This is a genomic window from Rhizobium sp. P44RR-XXIV (genome assembly GCF_001999485.2).
Lineage (GTDB): Bacteria > Pseudomonadota > Alphaproteobacteria > Rhizobiales > Rhizobiaceae > Rhizobium.
On sequence record NZ_MPVZ02000028.1, the window covers coordinates 1,000,376 to 1,016,968 of the forward strand.

Consider the following 16,593-nt stretch of genomic DNA (forward strand, 5'->3'; position numbering starts at 1 on the left):
ATCTAACGGCTTTCCAGTCGCTTGTAGAAGTCCAGCACCGCTGACTTGAACACCTTGTCGCCGACGGCGAGCATGTGATCACGATCGGGAATATCGACGACCTCTGCATGCTGCATCAGGTCGGCGAGCTCCTGCGCCGAACCGGCGATATCATCCTTGGTGCCGACCGCAATCAAGGTCGGCGCTTCGATCTTGGCGACATCTTCTTTTATGGCCAGATCACGCGAGCCCTGAATGCAGGCGGCCAGCGCCTGCCGATCGCTCTTTGTCTGTTCGGCGAAGGCGCGGAACATGCGGCCGCGCTGATGCGTGACATCGTCGAGCGACGGCGCAAGCAGAGCGTCCGCTATCGGATCCCAATCACCGACGCCCTCGACCATGCCGATGCCAAGCGCCGAGAACCAATGAGCGGACGCGATCGGGATGCGCGATCGCCATGAAGGTCGAAACGCGCGCGCCCATCGAATAGCCCATGACATGCGCTTCGGGGATGCCCAGGTGATCCAGAAGCGCAACCGCGTCCTCTGCCATGATCCAGGGATGATAGACATCGGAATCATAGGGCTTGTCGCTCGTGCCGTGACCGCGATTGTCGATGGCAATCACGCGGTAACCCGCCTCGCCCAGCACCTTCAGCCAACCCGGATTGACCCAATTGGCAACGGCCGTCGAGGCAAAGCCGTGAATCAGCAGGACAGGCGTGCCGTTCGGATCACCCTCGTCGAAATAGGCAAGCTTCAGGCCGTCTCTGACGAAATGGGAAAAGGCGGGAACGTTCAAATTCATGGCAATGTCTTCGCAAACTGGGGTCTTCTTGGCGCCGGACCATATTTTATCGGTGATATCAGGTGAACCCCGCATGGGCAAAAATCTCTGCGTCGAGCCGGACTTTCGCACTACACAATCGATAAGAAGGATTATAAAGAGGGGCTACCAAGTCTGGCGCAACATTCATGCCGCTCAAGGCAAGACGCATTTGGAGATCATCATGGCCGGTCACAATATTCCCCATTTCCAGAACGACGGCGGACACCGCGTTATCGAGATCGGCGTGAAGGAATTCATGTGCACCGGCGCCTCGGTTCCCTACGATCACCCACATATCTTCATCGATATGGGCGACGAGAACGAGAAGGTCTGCTCCTACTGCTCGACGCTGTATCGCTACAACGCATCGCTGAACGCCGACCAGACCATCCCGCCGGGCAGCGTTTTCCACTTCAAGGCTGCTTGAGCCGATAGATTCCGATCGGACATAGCCTGATGCCGGTCAAATCAGCCGCAATCATCGGCGCCGGAATTGCCGGATTGACGGCGGCGCTGGCGCTGGCGAGGCACGGTATCCGTTCTCATATTTTCGAACAGGCCGAAGCGCTGACCGAAGTCGGCGCTGGCCTGCAGATTTCTCCGAATGCTTCCCGCATCCTCGATACGCTCGGCGTGCTCGATGCTCTTCTGCCTGTCTGGCTGGAGCCGGAAGAAGTGCGGCTGGTATCCGGTTCTTCATTGCGGCAGGTCGCTTCGGTGCCTTGCGGGAACTTTGCCAAGCACCGCTGGGGATCTCCCTATGGCACCGCGCATCGCGCCACGCTGCAGAAAGCACTTCTCGATGCGGTGGCAGCCAATGCGCTCTGCACGCTGCGGCTCGGTCAACGCATCGATGTAAAAGACCGACAAATGCCGGATGGGATCGCTGGCGGAGAGTTCGATCTCGTCATCGGGGCTGACGGTGTCTGGTCAAAGACGCGTGCCCTCGTGCCCGACGCGCCCTCACCGCTCTTTTCCGGCAATATCGCCTGGCGTTTCACGGTTGCCGAGGCGTCGGCGCCGGCCATCCTGAACAGGACCAGCGTCACGGCATTTCTCGGCCCCTCAAGCCATCTCGTTTGCTATCCCATCCGGGAAAATGCGGCCTTCAACATCGTTGCCATCGTTTCAGGCAGCAGCACCAGCCAGGATTGGAACGCAACGGGCAGCAAAGCGCAAAGAGACAATATGCTTCGCGGCTTCTCCGGCTGGAACGACGCAATCCTGCGATTGCTGGAAGCTCAGGAGCAAGCGAGCTTCTGGCCGCTTTATGAAATGGGCGTGGGGCGCTGGCATAATGGCAGTGACACGATCCTGATCGGCGACGCGGCGCACGCGATGATGCCCTTTGCCGCGCAGGGTGCGGCCATGGCCATCGAGGATGCTTTCGAGCTGGCCGGCATGCTGGCAACGCGCCCGCTGCGGGAAGCCTTCGATCTCTATGAGAAGCATCGCGCACCGCGCATTGCCCGCCTGCGCCAGCGCGCCGCCTTCAATCAATTCGCTTATCATGCTCGTGGCCCAATCCGCATGGCGCGTGATCTTGTTCTCTCACTCCGCCCGCCGCAAAGTCTTGCGGCGGACATGGATTGGATCTACGGCTATCGCGCCATCGGCTGATCAAGCCTCCTTGGCTGCGGCAAAGCCCTTTTCGATATCCGCCTTGAGGTCGGCGACATCTTCCAGACCGATCTGCAGGCGAAGCACCGGTCCTTCCGTCGGAGCCTTGGTGACGCGGCGGTCGTTGAGGTTGACGTGCAAGGCGAGGCTTTCGAAGCCACCCCAGGAATAGCCAAGGCCAAAAAACTTCAGCGCATCAAGGAAAGCGTGCGCCTTGACCTTGAATTTCTCGGGACTGTCGACAGCCAGGACGAAAGAGAAGATGCCGCTCGCACCCTTGAAGTCACGCTTCCAGATCTCGTGGCTTGGGAAGCTCGGCAGCGCAGGATGCAGCACCCGCGCAACGTCTTCCCTGCTCTCCAGCCACTGCGCGATCGCCAGCGCACTTTCCTGGTGACGCTCCAGCCGTACGCCCATGGTGCGCAAGCCGCGCAGCACCTGATAGGCGTCATCCGGGGCGCCGCAGATGCCGAGTTGGCCATGAGCGTCCAGCAGCTGCTTCCAGTGCGCCTCATTGGCGGAAACGGTTCCCATCACAATATCGGAATGACCGGCCGGATATTTCGTCACCGCATGGATCGAGACGTCGACACCATGGTCGAGCGGTTTGAAATAGAGCGGCGTTGCCCAGGTATTGTCCATGGTCACGACGCAGCCATGCCGGTGCGCTGCCGCCGAAATCGCCGGGATATCCTGCATTTCGAAGGTATTGGAACCCGGCGCCTCGGTATGAACCAGTTTGGTGTTCGGCTTGATCAATTGCTCGATCCCGGCCCCGATCAGCGGATCGTAGTAGTCGATCTCAATACCGAGGCGCTTCAGCATCGTATCGCAGAAGAAGCGTGTGGGGCCGTAGACCGAATCAACGATCAGGGCGTGATCGCCAGCGGACAAATAAGCCAGAAACGGCACCGTTACCGCGGCAAGGCCAGAGGGAACGATGATCGTTCCGGCCGATCCTTCCAGTGCATCCATCGCCTCACACAGCGCATCCGTCGTCGGCGTACCGCGCGTGCCATAGGTATATTTCTGGTCGTGCGTCTCCATGGTCCGCGCATTGGGAAACAGCACCGTGGACGCATGCACGACGGGCGGATTGACGAAGCCATGGAAGTCGAATGGCGAATTGCCGATGTGGGATAAACGCGTGTTGATGCCGGCGTTTTGCAGGAATGTGTCTTTGTCTTTCATGTCCGGATATGCCCTTGGCGCTGTATGATGCTGGATTTGTGGCGACCAAGTCCAGTTGGGTCAACCCCAACCCTATCGACCCGCCATATTATTAGAAGGCTAAAATAACAAAACAGTGCGATAAACCCCATTTTCGTGCAGTTTTTTGGCAAAACGGTGCTTATTTTGATGCCAAATGCCCATTTTTCGACCGCACAAGGCGAAAACGCCGAATAAAACCGCAATAATGGGGCGGATCTCTTGACCGCCAATCCATTTACGACTGTGATAGGACCACTCGCGCCAGAAGAGTGAGGGAACGTGGTTCTCCCAAGAACCCGCATCGGGCGCGATAAATTTTAAATATAAAACAATACACAAAGGTAGGGAAAGATGAAAAAGTTTGCTCTCTCCGCATTTCTCGGAGCCGCAGCATTGGCTTGCACCGTCTCCGGCGCGTCGGCTTCGACGCTGAGCGACGTCAAGGCCAAGGGCTTCGTCCAATGCGGCGTGAATACGGGCCTTCTTGGCTTCGCACAGCCAGACGCTTCCGGTAACTGGGCCGGTTTCGACGTCGACTTCTGCAAAGCTGTCGCTTCGGCCGTCTTCGGTGATGCGACCAAGGTAAAGTACACACCCCTCAGCGCCAAGGACCGTTTCACGGCCCTGCAATCGGGCGAAATCGATGTGCTTTCCCGCAACACGACCTGGACCATCAACCGCGACACCGCGCTTGGCCTCAAGTTCCGCCCCGTCACCTATTATGACGGCCAGGGCTTCATGGTTCGCAAGGAACTGAACGTCAAGTCGGCTCTCGAGCTCTCCGGCGCCGCCGTCTGCGTCCAGTCCGGCACAACGACCGAACTGAACCTCGCAGACTACTTCAAGACCAACAACCTTCAGTACAACCCGGTGGTCTTCGACAAGCTCGAAGAAGTCAACACAGCCTATGACTCCGGCCGCTGCGACGTCTACACCACCGACCAGTCCGGTCTCTACGCTCTGCGCCTGACGCTGAAGAACCCAGACGACAACGTCGTTCTGCCCGAGATCATCTCCAAGGAGCCGCTCGGCCCGGCCGTTCGCCAGGGCGACGACCAGTGGTTCAACATTGTCAGCTGGACGGCCTATGCGCTTGTGAACGCCGAGGAATTCGGCATCACGCAGAAGAACGTCGACGAGATGAAGGCTTCGGCAAACCCGGATATCAAGCGTTTCCTCGGCGCTGAACAGGGTTCCACCATCGGCACAGACCTCGGCCTGACCAACGACTGGGCCTACAACGTCATCAAGGGCGTCGGCAATTACGGCGAAGTCTTCGACCGCAACATCGGTGCAGGCAGCCCGCTGAAGATCGCTCGCGGCATCAACGCTCTGTGGAACAAGGGCGGCATCCAGTACGCACCGCCGGTCCGCTAAGCCGCAAACGGCACAAACTTATAGAGAAAGGCGGCATCCGCCTTTCTCCCCTCAAGAAAACAAGCCTGAAACAGGCACATTGGGGAAAATTTCTGTATGGCAATTACTACAAATTCGCCTGAAGGCGAGCGATCATCCGTATCGGCGATAAACAACCCGCAAGTTAGAGGTGTTTTTTATCAGGCCGTTACCATTATCATTCTCGTGGCTCTCGGTTGGTTCCTGATCCACAATACCGCCCGCAATCTCAGCGATTTGAACCGTTCTTTCGGGTTCAGCTTTCTCGAAGGCCGCTCCGGCTTCAATCTCGGACAGGCACTGATTCCCTATTCCAGCGATTCCACCAATACCCAAGCGCTTCTTGTCGGTCTGCTCAACACGCTTCTCATTTCGGTGGTTGGCATTGTCTGCGCAACGATCGTTGGCTTCATAATTGGCATCGGCAGACTCTCAGGCAACTGGCTGATCGCGAAGCTGTCTCAGACCTATGTCGAGATTTTCCGCAACATCCCGCCTCTGCTCGTCATCTTCTTCTGGTACAGCGGGGTTCTGGTGCTTCTACCCCAGGCCCGAGATGCCGTGCATCTTCCATTCTCGAGCTATCTGAGCAATCGCGGCCTGGCCTTCCCCAGCCCGATTTTCGGTGAGGGTATGTGGGCCGTTGGCGTTGCCTTCCTCGTCGCAATTGCCGTGGTGTTTTTCGTGGCCCGCTGGGCCCATAAGCGCCAGGCGGCGACCGGCCAGCAGTTCCACACGATCTGGGCGGCAATCGGCATATTGATCGTTCTGCCGCTCTTGACCTTCCTCGTGGTCGGCCGACCACTCTCCTTCGATTATCCGGTTGCCGGCAAATTTAATCTGACGGGCGGGCTTGTCGTAGGGCCGGAGTTCCTGGCACTTCTCCTCGCCTTGTCGCTTTACACCGCCACCTATATCGCCGAAATCGTCAGGGCCGGTATTCGCGGTGTGGCAAAGGGCCAATCGGAGGCGGCAGGCGCGCTCGGACTTCGCGCTTCTGCCATAACCAGACTTGTTGTTATTCCGCAGGCAATGCGCATCATCATTCCACCGTTGACGAGCCAGTATCTCAACCTGATCAAGAACTCCTCGCTCGCTATCGCCATCGGCTACGCCGATCTCGTTGCCGTCGGCGGCGTGATCCTCAATCAGTCCGGCCGCGCCGTCGAAGTCGTCATCATATGGATGATCATCTATCTCGCCTTGAGCATCGTGACATCGCTGTTCATGAACTGGTTCAATGCCAAGATGGCTTTGGTGGAGAGATAAGATGTCGGATCAAAATCAAGGCTTTGTCAGCAAGACCCTTTTGATGCAGCAGCCTGCACCGCCCGGCGAAAGAGGCGCATGGCACTGGATGAGGAAGAACCTCTTTGCCACGCCGAAGGACATCGTTCTGACGGTTCTTGCCATCCTGTTTCTCGTCTGGGCGATCCCGCAGCTGGTCGACTGGCTGTTCGTAAAAGCGGCCTGGAGCGGAACCGATCGCACATTCTGCGCCACGACCGTTCAGGGCGGTACCCAGCCCGACGGCTGGAGCGGCGCGTGCTGGGCTTTCGTCCGCTCGAAGTTTGTCATCTTCATGTTCGGCCTCTTTCCACCGGACGAACGTTGGCGACCTGTACTGGTGCTCATTCTCACGGTCATCACCTTTGTACCGCTGATGATACCGTCGGCTCCCAGGAAGGGGTTGAACCTGCTCCTGGCATTCGTTGCGCTGCCGGTTGTGTCGTTTTTCCTGCTTCATGGTGGATTTGGCCTCGAAGTCGTGGAAACGGAAAGATGGGGCGGCCTGTTGGTGACGCTGGTGATTTCCTTCGTGGCGATCGCGGTGTCCTTTCCATTCGGTATCGTACTTGCGCTCGGACGCCGCTCGAAGTTGCCCGTCCTTCGCATGCTGTGCGTGATCTTCATCGAAGTCATCCGCGGCGTGCCGTTGATCACGGTGCTCTTCATGGCCAGCTACATGCTGCCGCTGTTCATGCCACAGGGCTGGACGGTGGATAAGCTGTTGCGTGCCGTAGTCGGGGTTGCGATCTTCACCTCGGCCTATATGGCCGAAGTCTTCCGCGGTGGTCTTCAGGCCGTGCCGAAAGGACAGTTCGAAGGCGCCGACTCGCTCGGCCTTGGCTACTGGCAGAAAATGCGGTTGATCGTGCTGCCGCAGGCCATCAAGCTGGTCATCCCGAGCATCGTCAACTCCTATATCAGCATGTTCAAGGATACGTCGCTGGTGGCTATCGTCGGCATGTTCGATCTGCTTGGCATCGTCCGTCAGAATTTTTCTGACGCGAACTGGGCAAGTGCAGTCACACCCGTTACCGGTCTCATTTTCGCCGGTTTTGTTTTTTGGTTGTTCTGCTTCGGCATGTCGCGTTATTCAGGTTTCATGGAACGCCATCTCGACACCGGCCACAAACGATAAGAATTGAGGGAAATAACAATATGGCTGACGCCCAACCGAAAAAACTCACCATCTCCGAGACAGAAGTCGCGGTTGACATGATCAACCTCAACAAGTGGTACGGCGATTTTCACGTACTTCGCGACATCAATCTCAAGGTCATGCGCGGCGAGCGCATCGTCATTGCCGGCCCATCCGGCTCGGGCAAATCGACGATGATCCGCTGCATCAACCGCCTGGAAGAGCACCAGAAGGGCCAGATCATCGTCGACGGCGTGGAACTCACCAACGATCTGAAGAAGATCGATGAAGTGCGCCGCGAAGTCGGCATGGTGTTCCAGCACTTCAACCTCTTCCCGCATCTGACCATTCTGGAAAACTGCACGCTGGCGCCGATCTGGGTGCGCAAGATGCCGAAGAAGCAGGCGGAAGAAATCGCCATGCACTTCCTCACCCGCGTCAAGATCCCGGAGCAGGCCAAGAAGTATCCAGGCCAGCTCTCGGGCGGCCAGCAGCAGCGCGTGGCGATCGCGCGCTCTCTGTGCATGAACCCGAAGATCATGCTGTTCGACGAGCCGACCTCGGCGCTCGATCCGGAAATGATCAAGGAGGTGCTCGACACCATGGTGGGTCTTGCCGAAGAAGGCATGACGATGCTGTGCGTGACCCACGAAATGGGCTTTGCCCGCCAGGTCGCCAACCGCGTCATCTTCATGGACCAGGGCCAGATCGTCGAACAGAATTCCCCGAAGGAATTCTTCGACAATCCGCAGCATGAGCGCACCAAGCTCTTCCTCAGCCAGATCCTGCACTGAGACTGACATCTTTATCCACGAAAAAACCGCCGGCTGCATCCCAGCCGGCGGTTTTTTCATGCCCGCTCCGCACCACAACAGAGTTGGCAGTGGCGCTGCGCGCTTCAGCGTAAGGGCAGCGCATAGCTCTGCTTGACGACCTCACTCGGCACATCAGTCTTGACGTTCTGGATGCCGTTGATCTTCGTCAGATGCGTCGACTGGAACTGCCGGTAGTCATCGAGGTCGGACACGGCGACACGCAGCAGCGCATCGCTTTCGCCAAGCATGATGTAGCACTCCATCACCTGCGGCAGTTTCTTCATGGCCGCGATGAAGTGATCGATCGTCTCGGCATCCTGGGCGGTAAGCCAGACACGGGCGAACAGCGACAGCGGCAGACCCGCCTTGACCGGATTGAGCACTGCTACATAGCGATCGATGATGCCGGCATCCTCAAGGAGCTTCACGCGCCGCAGGCATGGCGATGGAGACAGGCCGACCTCCTTGGCCAGTTCGATATTCTGAATGCGTCCGTCGCGCTGCAGCACGCGCAAGATGCGCTTGTCGATCTCATCGAGCCGCATTGGCATCCTCCACCAATAGAACGCCTATTTTGAATTCTAATGCTAATTATTTGCCCAAAACTAGCATCTAAGCAAGCCGATTGCGCTCGCAAACAGCTAGGCTTCCATTCATGGAAAACACCAGTCTTCTTCTCTTTGCCGCCACCGTCCTGCCCCTCATCTGCACGCCGGGGCCGGATATGCTGTTCGTGGCATCGCAGACAATGTCCGGAGGCGCGGCCGCCGGGCTACGCTCAACAGCCGGGGTCTGCCTTGGCTATGTCATCCATTCCTCACTCGCTGCCCTCGGCGTGGCAGCCATCGTCGCCGCCTCTCCTGCCCTGTTCATGCTGTTGCGCTGGCTCGGCATCGGTTATCTCGCCTACCTAGCAGCCCGCTTGATCGGCTCCTCGATGAAGGCCGGCAAGTTCGTGCCGGCATCGTCGAACGCATCAGACAGCCTCCGACGTGGCTTCCTGACGGCCATTCTCAATCCCAAGGGCATGATGATCTATTTCGCCATCCTGCCGCAGTTCATCAGCCATGATCAAAGCATAGCGCTGCAGGCGTCACTGCTCTCGGCCATCTTCATCGGCCTATGCGGAGTATTTTACACTTTCCTCAGCCTCACCCTTGCAGCGATCGGCTCGCACGCGAGCTTCAGCGATCGCCGCCGCCGCTGGAGCGAAGGCATTGCAGGCTGCCTCCTGTTGGTCGCCGCCGCGCGATTGGCGACCTGAAAGAGCCGTATAGCGCTTCACGGAAAACGCGATATATTATTTGCCACCGCGAATAATGCGGCATTCACGAGACGTCGGGGGAAGCGGGGCCGTGAAAAAAAGCGACAGAATCATCGGCGGGCTCGCACTCCTGGGCGTGGCCATCATCGTCATCAAACTGGCCGGCGCCATGTTCGGCTACGACCTTATCCAGATGGCAGTCGATGCCACGAGACCAACAAATGCCGGCGGTTGGATGGCAGCGGCGAATTGAGAACGGTGGAGAGTACAGCCCAATCCGGACGGAGCGATAGAGAACACAATCTCACGTCGGCCGGATGAAATAGTTGGAAGCTTGGCGACCCCTGCAGGATTCGAACCTGCGACCACCTGCTTAGAAGGCAGGTGCTCTATCCAGCTGAGCTAAGGGGCCTAAAGCCGAGCCGCAATTTGGTTGCGGCGGGCAACTCATGCCTGAAACCGCCAGCAAACTCAATGGGCGGCGGCTTCAATAAGTGCCTGTTTCAGTGAGTCCAGGGCTGGATGCGGCTGAAGCGGAAGTTATCGGTGTAGGAAACAACCTGCCGATTGGCATCCTTGGGGGCGATGACGCGATATTCGATGCCTTCGCGCTTGGCATAGGCTTCAGCCTGCTCCTGCGTATCGAATGTCAGCTTCAGCTGCTGGCGCGTATCGGCGGAGGAGGTATAGCCCATGATCGGATCGATCTTGCGCGGGGTCTCCTGATCGAACTCCAGAACCCACACATTGGTCTTGGCCTTGCCAGATTGCATGGCGGTCTTTGCGGGACGATAAATCTTGGCAGGCATTGCTGCAGCCTCCGAATCAAGCGGGAACGGTCCGCTTTCTTGCTTCTCTTGCCTTGGCGCGAAGCCTTGCCGGCCACGCGAACACGACTTTTGCTTAGCCGCGAATCCCTTTGCTTTCAAGCGAAAAGGCAGTCGCAACCAACGCGAATTAAGCGATATCGATAAAGGGGTTTAAAGTGGTCGGAGTGGAGAGATTCGAAATTTGAGTTGCCATTGATTTTCAACGGCAATTCCCACTCTTTGTAACGCTAGGGCGGACTACACTTTGTTCCATCTGTTCGTGCTCGTTCTGCCTTAAATCACGTCACGGATCAACTTAAATTTTTAAATTCGTTCCGGCCAGGGAAGCCAACCGCACGCTTTCGCGAAAAGCTTTACTGCCTTTTGTCGCCGCCATCCGTCAGCTTCTCTTCGAACAAAAAGTTCACCCTGCCGACAATCCGAGCAAAAGTGTATGCGGCCTCAATAATCAAAAAGAAAAAGAGGCTCCTGATAACTAGGCTCAACCACCAGAGATAGTCGGGGGCACGGGATGTTAATTTTTCGAGATAGGGTAACGCCTGCTTCGTAAACCAGTCGCCTTGCGCTTCAGGTGCAATCACTATCATTGCAAAAGCCAGACCCGCAGACGCGGTCATAACGAAATAAGAAACGTTGTGAAAAAGCTCCCGAGACAGTTCGTTAACGCGATGAGCGCGATTCTTTTGCTCTAGAGAAGCCGTCGACGGACTTTGGTCCTCCCTGCTACTAGCGATGTAAAAAAGCACGCTGAAGCCGAAACCCAACAGGATCGAGGCGACAGTGTTTATAGAATTGATGAAATCCGTCAGTTTATCCGTCAAAAGGAAGGCTAACGGCGGCGATACCGCTGCAAATAACAACATTCGAGGCCACACGCGAATACGCGAACCCGTTCTATAATTATAAAACGTAGCGTTATTGTTCGCGATGATGGAGCGGATGCTAGCCATTCTCGGTAACTTTTATGACGTGCTCATTCAGTGTAACAAGTATTTCGTTGCATGTTTCCGCGTTTGCGGGATGCCCTTCTTCGTCAACTTCAACGTCGAGAGTCACCCGCGTGGCGCGAAATGCATTCTCAAACATATGAATTGTCGCGGTCTTGCCATTCATATCTGCGAGAACCGTGCAATCAATGATGTCATCGTCGTTGATCTCGACAACATCACTTTGGTTCATCAAACCTGCGACCGCTTGCTTGATCTCACTTTGTTTGCGACCAAAGAACGGAATAACCTGTTTTTTCACCTTATCGACGAGTGGATCGTCTTTGCTTGCCCTCGTGAATGCAATCATAACCTTGCCACCCAAGCTGCTTCGGCCCGCTATTGAGGTCGCCTTGCTAGCAATATTGACACGTATTTCTCGAGGCTCGGCGTTTCTGTAGTAAGAGGCTCCAAGCCTAATTGAAGTGGAGGTCACTTCTTTGCTCTGCGGAAGCATATCTACGATTGTCTTCCTCAAGGTCTCGTAGCCACCATATTGCCCGAGATACTGCGAGCCAATGTAAATTCGACCGGATTCTGCTAGGTATAGGACGAAGTGAAACGGCCGAAGATTTACGCTTTCAGAGGGAATTCTGCCCTTATGGGTATTGTCGAATGCGTGCCCCCAGTATGACGCGCGGAAAGTGCCGGTTATCGTCCTATCGTTCAGGAGTTCAAGGTTTTCCAGTGGCGCCTCAAGGCGAAACCTAAGTCTATCGATATCGGCTTCATTTTTGATATCAAAAGGCTTTTGAGCTTTCATCCTCGCAAATAAGGCAGCGAAGTCCGCCGTCGTGAAAGGGATGATCGATACTTTGTCTGCTTTCTTCAAGCGCAGAAGATAGTGAAAACTCGCGCTAACTTCCTCGTTCTTCTTCGCAACCATATGATGTTCCAGCCAACCACTTCTTGATATTCCGATTCGTTGGGTTGTATTCAACCAGCAAATGCTTCGCTTGTTGAGATACAATTGCTGACATTGGTTCGAATCCACAATCATGTGTTGCCCCTTGCGCCTACATTCGAATTATCTTGATCGGGGTCCATCTTCTCGCTGGAATTTAGGCTTCCATCCGCGCACGAGGCCGGGGCTTATAAGCATTAAAGCGGTTTCGAGTTGATCGAATAGGAATTCCGCATCGGCAATAACTGTGCGCAGCGCAGCGAGTGCATCGCCCGCGTGGTCATCAAGGATGACGCGGGCGCGGTCGTCTAGGTTCGATCCTGCGTCTATCAAATCAGTTTCGGCGGGCATGGATGGAACTCCTGAGAATAACTATTGTTCTTATTTTGTTCTTATTTTGAGAGTTGTCAACGATGGCGTAGCGGTCTGAAAAAATTACGTCTTGCAACTATTACGCAGTATATTCGATAGTTTCCCTGAATGGGGGATTCGCATGGCACGTTTTAGTGTAGCATTTGGATTGTCTAATACGCAGGCAACACTCGATTTCGTTGATATCGATCTTGCGACGGACACCCCACTTTATATCGACCCATACGCCATCCAGATCCGTGATGATGAATGGTCGGCCAAATGCGGAGACGCAATCCGCTCGTTCTTTACTGAGGTGCTTAACGCGCTTCGGGCAGAAAACGAAGGAAGGGTTGACCACCTTATGAGCCGCCTCGGCGAGCCGAACGAAACCTTTCTTGGTCAATCGATCGGTCGCCCAAGTGGGCGGGGCGTAGGCTCGGATAAAGCTGCAAGGTTTGCGGACGCATTGCGGAGAAGCCGCGCGTTCCAGACCGGCGTCATTGGGGACATATCTGAAGCTGAACTGTTCATCTATGGCGTTGGGCCGGACATGATATCCGATCTTACGACCAATGTGCTTCGGGGCCACCTTGCACAATATACGAAGGATCAATGCCATCTGCTCGGCATCCCCACCCGTATGGTCAGGAGCTTGGGTCCGATCTGGTCTGCGGAACGCGCGGACTGGACGGCTTCGGAAATTGAACTTCCGGTCCACGGGGGGAAGCCCATCCTGCTAGTTCCCAAGTTCAGCGTGCGTTTCAAACTTTCGCTCGATAGCCAGGAGTTCTACAACCACTACATGGTTGAATTCTTGAGGCAGGAATACCTGAATTCACGGTCGGCCTTGGTCCAAGTTCTCAAAGGAACAGGCGAGAGATACGTCACTAAAAAGTCCGTGAAAGAACGACACCCGTTCGTCAAGGACGATCTAGCTCGTTTCGTGCTGGACCACCCCGACGTCCTTGATACTTATAAGCGGATCAAAGGTGCATCTGGCCCTATTCCTCCAGACATGCTGGAAATGTTTTTCGATGAGGGGGCATTCGCAGAAGCGCTGATTCAGGGATTGCAGGAAATCCCCGGAGGCAACGCGGATGCCTCGCGCTATCATCAGCATGCTATGGCAATTTGCACTTTCCTCTTTCATCCGCAGCTAATCACGCCCGTGAAGGAAGCAGAGTTACACGAAGGCAGAAAGCGTCTCGATATTCGCTTCACCAACGCCGCTGATAGCGGCTTTTTCCATGCGATGATGGTGTCGCCACAGGGCAGAGCGCTTAGCATTCCTGTCGAGTGTAAGAACTATATCAAGGAAATGCGAAATCCAGAGCTCGATCAGTTGGCAGGTAGATTCAGCCATCACCGAGGGTTCGTTGGGCTGCTTCTGTGCCGGTCGATGGATAACCGCGAGAGGATTGTTGCCGGATGCAAGGACACAGCCAACGATGGCAGAGGATTTATGCTGGTTTTCGAAGACGCTGACCTTATCGAAATGCTCAACTTCGTTCGAAACAACTCGCGGTGGCGGATTGACCAGTTCTTGCATGCAAGGTTTGCAGAAATTACGAACTAGCTCGGTCAATTGGTCAGGATTTTATGGTCACAGTTAGACAGGCACTCGGCACGTTCGGGGAGCAGCGCGTTGTTCAGGAGTGCCGATGCCCGAAATGCAAACGAGTTAAGACGCTCGTTCGCCTGCCTCCAAACTTCAAGTGTGCAGACGTCATTTGTGACTTCTGCGGGTATCTTGCGCAGGTAAAAACATCAAGCACGAAGCGCATAGACCGGATGCCGAAGGCGATCCTCGGAGCAGCGTGGGGACCGCAATCCGCAAGGATGGGAGCTGCGATCTACTTCCCGCTTTACGTGGTATTAGTCGATCCGCTTGAGCAATATTCTATCTACTACCTATCGGCTGATCTCCAGACAGAGGAGATGTTTAAGCCGAGAAAGCCGCTGTCAGAAAATGCGAGGCGCGCGGGATGGCAAGGCTTCATTTATGACATGCAGGCCGTCGAAGACCGGCTCGTTCGTCTGCGATAGGTCGCCGTGATAGAGATCCTTGTCCGCTCGACCCGCCGGGGCAGTAAGGAAAAACCGCCGAGGGTATCGGCGGTTTCCATCATGATGAATAGCGAGGTCAATAAGGCTTCGGGAATTCGCCTGCCGGGCACCGCCCACGATCAAGCAGCGTAGCGATCAAGCCGTTAGCGATCATGTCCAACTCGCTGCCGTGATGCGGCTTGCCGGTGGATTCCTTGTCACCGTTGCCGATCACATGAAGCATGCGGGCGTCTTCATAGACATGGAAGTAGAAGTCGCCACCGTAAACGTGACGCTTCATAGTCTTTACAAAGGTCATCTTCGGCATTACGCGGCCTCCCGATGGGCCTGCACCCGCAGGATGGGCTTCGGCATAGGGAAATCGATGCCGAGGCTCACGGCGACGATACGCGCCCGGCGATTGGCCGCGACGTATGCCCGCCACGCATCAGCCGTGCGAGTGAGCGTGAAGATCATCCACTGATCACCGGCAGCGCGCATTTCCCTGTCCACAAGTTCCATGAACCTGTTGTTCGTGTTCGGCATTGCTGTTTCCTTCAATTTGAGCGTAACCGATCACTCTATAGCGCTGGCTCGTTGGCGATGCGCAATTCGCCGATCACGAAATATTACAGTGCTAGGCGACGACGATAGCGCCTACCTCATCTTGCCCGTTGAAGACGCTCATAGGCCAGACGCCGAGATCGCCGAGAGCTTCGATGATCTTTGTGCGGAGGTCGTTCGGGTCTGCCGGATCGAAGTTGCGGGCAATGTTCTCCAAGGAATCGACGGCATGAAAATAGGCGTCCGAATGGACGTATGCGGATGATTCTTGCATGGTGGTGAATGTCCCCGCCCGGAATTGGGCATCCGCTATGTGAGTCCTTTCGAGGAGATTTGCAAGAGGTCGAGGTAAAAATAACTCAATAAAATCAACTAAGTAAGTGCTTACTTATGTCCTTGCTGGGATTGCAGGCCGATCAATCATCGGCGGTGCAAAGCTTCTTCAGGCTGTTCGAAATGAATGTCACCTTTGCCGTGCCGAGGAAGTGCGCCGCGTCGTCGCCGGTCTTCTGAAGATAGGCGAACCACCCGTGACCGTCATAGAGGGGACCGAGATAGGACTGAGCGCGCCGGACGATGTTCGCAGCCTTCAGCTTGCCACCTGCCTTGCCCAATGCCCGATCAATCGCCGAGACATGATCCTCATCAAGAGAGGCCGGGACTACCACCCCATGAATATGAAGCTGCCCGCTGGGCGAGACTTCAAAGGCGAACGCATAGGGCAAGCCGTCACAAGCGACCTTCTTCAGTTCCCGGTTGATGTAGTGCGAGAGAAGCCGCGCCGGGTCGGGATCATTCGAGAGCGTGTCCTGAAGACGAGAGGACAGGTTAAGCGTGAACGAGATGCCGCGCGCCTGTTCTGCGGCGATGAAGGCGAGCGCGAGCTTCTGGTGCGGCCACAACTTGCGCCACGGCTGCTTGAGGGTCTGGACGGACGCGGCTACGGCTTCCCTAAGCTGATTGCTCTGGAGAGGGTGTGAGAGCGTGGCGCTGGTAGGGTAAGGGGTGTGAGGGATAGAGGGCTTAATAGCTACTGGCTGCGGCCTGACGTTTTCGCATCCTTCACCCTGCGAAACAGAGGCTCCAGCAAGTGAGGGGGCATTCGTTTTTGTCGCAAAATTGTTCACGCCAGCCTCCGTTAAGGCTCGGTCGAGAGATGCGATCGTTTCATCCATAGAGTGCATTGCGCGGCCAGTTCAATCGATCTGAGCGATAGGGACGCTCATTGATAGCCGCATAGACGGATTGACTACGTAGAGGTTTTGTTCTACGTTTGTGCTCAACCAGTTAGCGGCTGGTTTATTCTCAAATGCCCGGCGAAAAGCACACGCCGGGCATTTTTCGTTTATAGCGGAACGTCGAGGCAAGCGC

The 16,593-nt window shown here is 55.8% G+C and carries 20 protein-coding genes, 1 tRNA gene and 1 pseudogene; 10 read left to right on the forward strand and 12 right to left on the reverse strand.

What is annotated here, in order from left to right:
• Positions 1–2: 2 nt before the first annotated feature.
• Positions 3–786 (reverse strand): annotated as a pseudogene (locus BSK43_RS21990) (alpha/beta hydrolase).
• Positions 787–988: 202 nt separating this feature from the next.
• Here BSK43_RS21990 and BSK43_RS21995 point away from each other — a divergent pair.
• Together BSK43_RS21995 and BSK43_RS22000 are read left to right on the forward strand one after the other, a co-directional pair.
• Complete coding sequence (locus BSK43_RS21995) at positions 989–1,234, forward strand: zinc-finger domain-containing protein (protein ID WP_077469932.1); 246 nt, start codon at positions 989–991, stop codon at positions 1,232–1,234.
• A gap of 29 nt (positions 1,235–1,263) precedes the next feature.
• Positions 1,264–2,427 carry an FAD-dependent monooxygenase gene (locus BSK43_RS22000; RefSeq protein ID WP_077469837.1) on the forward strand — a complete coding sequence of 388 codons (1,164 nt, stop codon included), beginning with the start codon at positions 1,264–1,266 and terminating at the stop codon, positions 2,425–2,427.
• Here BSK43_RS22000 and BSK43_RS22005 read toward each other — a convergent pair whose 3' ends face one another.
• Positions 2,428–3,618 (reverse strand): cystathionine beta-lyase, encoded by a 1,191-nt coding sequence (locus BSK43_RS22005; protein ID WP_077469836.1) that lies wholly within the window; start codon positions 3,616–3,618, stop codon positions 2,428–2,430.
• Positions 3,619–3,990: 372 nt separating this feature from the next.
• On the opposite strand from BSK43_RS22005, the gene BSK43_RS22010 reads away from it, so the two are divergent.
• From BSK43_RS22010 to BSK43_RS22025, 4 genes are all read left to right on the forward strand, one after another.
• Positions 3,991–5,016, forward strand: a complete 1,026-nt coding sequence (locus tag BSK43_RS22010; protein ID WP_077469835.1) for an amino acid ABC transporter substrate-binding protein — start codon at positions 3,991–3,993, stop codon at positions 5,014–5,016.
• Positions 5,017–5,112: 96 nt separating this feature from the next.
• Positions 5,113–6,303, forward strand: coding sequence for an amino acid ABC transporter permease (locus BSK43_RS22015; protein WP_136687173.1), 1,191 nt, complete (start codon positions 5,113–5,115; stop codon positions 6,301–6,303).
• A 1-nt stretch (position 6,304) separates the two neighbouring features.
• Complete coding sequence (locus tag BSK43_RS22020; protein WP_077469834.1) at positions 6,305–7,459, forward strand: amino acid ABC transporter permease; 1,155 nt, start codon at positions 6,305–6,307, stop codon at positions 7,457–7,459.
• A gap of 20 nt (positions 7,460–7,479) precedes the next feature.
• The gene (locus BSK43_RS22025; protein WP_068386317.1) at positions 7,480–8,253 is read left to right on the forward strand and encodes an amino acid ABC transporter ATP-binding protein; all 774 of its coding nucleotides are present in this window, start codon (positions 7,480–7,482) and stop codon (positions 8,251–8,253) included.
• Positions 8,254–8,357: 104 nt separating this feature from the next.
• Here the strand turns inward: BSK43_RS22025 and BSK43_RS22030 are convergent, their stop codons facing one another.
• Positions 8,358–8,825 carry an Lrp/AsnC family transcriptional regulator gene (locus BSK43_RS22030; RefSeq protein WP_205910643.1) on the reverse strand — a complete coding sequence of 156 codons (468 nt, stop codon included), beginning with the start codon at positions 8,823–8,825 and terminating at the stop codon, positions 8,358–8,360.
• A gap of 104 nt (positions 8,826–8,929) precedes the next feature.
• Here BSK43_RS22030 and BSK43_RS22035 point away from each other — a divergent pair, with 104 nt between their 5' ends.
• Together BSK43_RS22035 and BSK43_RS35175 are read left to right on the forward strand one after the other, a co-directional pair.
• Positions 8,930–9,538: a LysE family translocator gene (locus BSK43_RS22035; RefSeq protein WP_077469832.1), complete on the forward strand. Its 609-nt coding sequence runs from the start codon at positions 8,930–8,932 to the stop codon at positions 9,536–9,538.
• Positions 9,539–9,629: 91 nt separating this feature from the next.
• Entirely contained in the window at positions 9,630–9,791 is a 162-nt protein-coding gene (locus BSK43_RS35175; protein WP_169055444.1) for a hypothetical protein, read from the forward strand.
• Between the two features lie 82 nt (positions 9,792–9,873).
• Here the strand turns inward: BSK43_RS35175 and BSK43_RS22040 are convergent.
• From BSK43_RS22040 to BSK43_RS22060, 5 genes are all read right to left on the reverse strand, one after another.
• Positions 9,874–9,950 (reverse strand) — tRNA-Arg (locus BSK43_RS22040).
• A 91-nt stretch (positions 9,951–10,041) separates the two neighbouring features.
• Positions 10,042–10,347: an ETC complex I subunit gene (locus tag BSK43_RS22045; protein WP_077469831.1), complete on the reverse strand. Its 306-nt coding sequence runs from the start codon at positions 10,345–10,347 to the stop codon at positions 10,042–10,044.
• 374 nt (positions 10,348–10,721) lie between these two features.
• Complete coding sequence (locus BSK43_RS22050) at positions 10,722–11,318, reverse strand: hypothetical protein (RefSeq protein ID WP_077469830.1); 597 nt, start codon at positions 11,316–11,318, stop codon at positions 10,722–10,724.
• Positions 11,311–12,240: a hypothetical protein gene (locus BSK43_RS22055; RefSeq protein WP_077469829.1), complete on the reverse strand. Its 930-nt coding sequence runs from the start codon at positions 12,238–12,240 to the stop codon at positions 11,311–11,313. The genes BSK43_RS22050 and BSK43_RS22055 overlap by 8 nt, the downstream gene beginning before the upstream one ends.
• Before the next feature lie 141 nt (positions 12,241–12,381).
• On the reverse strand, positions 12,382–12,609 hold the full coding sequence (locus tag BSK43_RS22060) for a hypothetical protein (RefSeq protein ID WP_077469828.1): 228 nt from the start codon (positions 12,607–12,609) through the stop codon (positions 12,382–12,384).
• Positions 12,610–12,751: 142 nt separating this feature from the next.
• Here BSK43_RS22060 and BSK43_RS22065 point away from each other — a divergent pair, with 142 nt between their 5' ends.
• Complete coding sequence (locus BSK43_RS22065; protein ID WP_077469827.1) at positions 12,752–14,188, forward strand: hypothetical protein; 1,437 nt, start codon at positions 12,752–12,754, stop codon at positions 14,186–14,188.
• Between the two features lie 23 nt (positions 14,189–14,211).
• A complete protein-coding gene (locus tag BSK43_RS22070; RefSeq protein WP_077469826.1) occupies positions 14,212–14,658 on the forward strand; it encodes a DpnI domain-containing protein in 447 nt (148 codons plus the stop codon).
• A 97-nt stretch (positions 14,659–14,755) separates the two neighbouring features.
• On the opposite strand, the gene BSK43_RS22075 is transcribed toward BSK43_RS22070, so the two are convergent.
• From BSK43_RS22075 to BSK43_RS22090, 4 genes are all read right to left on the reverse strand, one after another.
• Positions 14,756–14,986, reverse strand: a complete 231-nt coding sequence (locus BSK43_RS22075) for a hypothetical protein (RefSeq protein WP_077469825.1) — start codon at positions 14,984–14,986, stop codon at positions 14,756–14,758.
• A complete protein-coding gene (locus tag BSK43_RS22080; protein WP_077469824.1) occupies positions 14,986–15,204 on the reverse strand; it encodes a hypothetical protein in 219 nt (72 codons plus the stop codon). Before BSK43_RS22080 ends, BSK43_RS22075 begins: the two co-directional genes overlap by 1 nt.
• Positions 15,205–15,295: 91 nt before the next feature.
• Entirely contained in the window at positions 15,296–15,496 is a 201-nt protein-coding gene (locus tag BSK43_RS22085; RefSeq protein WP_077469823.1) for a hypothetical protein, read from the reverse strand.
• A gap of 142 nt (positions 15,497–15,638) precedes the next feature.
• Positions 15,639–16,349, reverse strand: coding sequence for a hypothetical protein (locus tag BSK43_RS22090; protein ID WP_136687175.1), 711 nt, complete (start codon positions 16,347–16,349; stop codon positions 15,639–15,641).
• Positions 16,350–16,593 lie beyond the last annotated feature (244 nt).